Annotated in this window: 1 protein-coding gene and 1 pseudogene; both read left to right on the top strand. The window is 42.1% G+C overall.

Features of this window, described 5'->3' with window-relative positions; translation table 11 throughout:
• Positions 1-1055: pseudogene (locus tag BFL47_RS18955) on the top strand (DDE-type integrase/transposase/recombinase); the annotation flags it as partial.
• A gap of 1 nt (position 1056) precedes the next feature.
• A complete protein-coding gene (istB, locus tag BFL47_RS18950; protein ID WP_069661362.1) occupies positions 1057-1806 on the top strand; it encodes an IS21-like element helper ATPase IstB in 750 nt (249 codons plus the stop codon).
• The last annotated feature ends 125 nt before the right edge of the window (positions 1807-1931 follow it).

Below are 1931 nucleotides of genomic sequence, written 5' to 3'. Positions count from 1 at the left end.
AATACGTTTGTTTTGGCAGTAGCCCATTCACTAGCCATAGTGCCATTGAGGCACATGAGCGCGCTTTTTCTTATATCAAAGGTATACCTGATGAAGTTGTATACGATCAGGACAAGGTCTTTATCAGTAATGAAAACAGTGGGGACCTGGTACTTACCTCTCAATTCAAAACCTATGTAAGAGACCGTGGCTTTAAGATACGCATGTGCAGAAAGGCAGATCCGGAAAGTAAGGGAAAGATTGAGAACGTGGTCAAATACATTAAGCAGAACTTTCTTTATAACCGTACTTTTTACGATATGGAAACCTTAAATCAGGATGGGTTGAAATGGCTGGAACGTACCGCCAATAAGCTGGATCATGCACTAACCAAAAAAGCCCCTCACCAGGAGTGGCTTATCGAACAGGCTTTTTTGCAACCATTCGAACCTTTGACTATACCACTGCCTGCACCATCATTTTATGCAGTAAGAAAGGACAATACGATATCCTGGAAAAGCAACCTATATTCCTTGCCTCTTGGTACTTATACAGGAAGAGGTACACAGGTCTGCGTGCACAAAGAAGAAAGCTGCCTGATTATTTGCCATATCAACAAAACGGAGTTATGCCGACATATGATTGCCACGGGCAGAGGCAGAAAGATCGTAAATACAGACCACAAGCGAGATAAAAGTGCCGCCCTGGAAGAAATGGCTATGGAGCTTTCCCGATTAACCCACTCGGGAGAAGTCATGCTGCGCTTCATTGCAGCTATTCGTATAGATAAACCCCGGTACCTGCGTGATCAGCTTCTGATCTTACATCGGGTCTTGAACAGTACCCCGGAACACCTGATTGAAAAAGTATTAATCTTCTGCATTGAGCAAGGGATCAATAGTGCCAATGACTTTGAAACATTGGTCACTAAATACAAACAAGAGTCAAAGCCCGATGAAATTGCTTTATCAGGGCTTAACCCCTTGAACGGTACCTATCCCATCCTGGCCTTGTTTCAGCCACAGTTGAGCAGGATTGAAGACTATCACCAAATATTAACCCCCTTAAACAACTAATATGAGCCAAAAAGAACAAATTGATCAGTATTGCCGCCGTTATAAGATAATGGGCATGGCAACAAAAATAGAAGAGATGGTAAATAAAGCGGAAAATGATCAGCTCAGTTATCTAAGCTTTCTTGTAGCGCTTTTTGAACATGAATCCCTGCATAGAGAACTTCAGGCCAAGGAAAGATTGCTTAAAACAGCCCAATTGCCCACCAGATCCAATCTTGACGAGTATGAACAAAGGCCTGATAATGGCCTTAGCAAACAAAAAATAAATACACTACGGGAAATGGCCTGGTTGGATCAGCTTTATAATATCATGATCATGGGACCTTCTGGTGTGGGCAAAACAATGCTGGCAGCAGGGCTGTGCGCTGATGCCATTGAAAAAGGATACAAAGCATACTTCAGGACAATGGAGGAGATTATCAATATGCTAAAAATGAAAGACTTTGCCCGCTCGGCAATGGCTGATTACAAGCGGCTGGTCAAAGCCAGCCTGATCGTTATTGATGATGTGATGTTGTTTCCCGTAGAAAAAAACCAGGCAGTGAATTTATTCAACTTTATTAATCAGTTGTATGAGAATACCTCATTCATTATTACTACCAATAAAATGCCCGCAGATTGGGCTAAAATGCTGGATGATGAAGTGCTGGCTACCGCTTTGCTTGACCGGCTCCTGTTCAGGTGTGAGGTCATTAGTCTTTCCGGTAAAAGCTATAGAATGGAGAACAGGAAAACTATTTTCGGATCTTAGATTAGGATATTTACTTTTGTAAAACTGCGCATTCTTAAGGCCAATTTCTGTGCACTCTTAATTGCCAATTTCTGTGCATTGTTATTTACCGACTAGTGTGCCTTGAAATGTTCACGACCGAATAT

Origin of the sequence: Arcticibacter eurypsychrophilus (assembly GCF_001730525.1) — a bacterium.
GTDB classification, from domain to species: domain Bacteria; phylum Bacteroidota; class Bacteroidia; order Sphingobacteriales; family Sphingobacteriaceae; genus Arcticibacter; species Arcticibacter eurypsychrophilus.
Note: the sequence above shows the minus strand (reverse complement) of the source record. Positions and strands in the feature narration are given on the sequence as shown.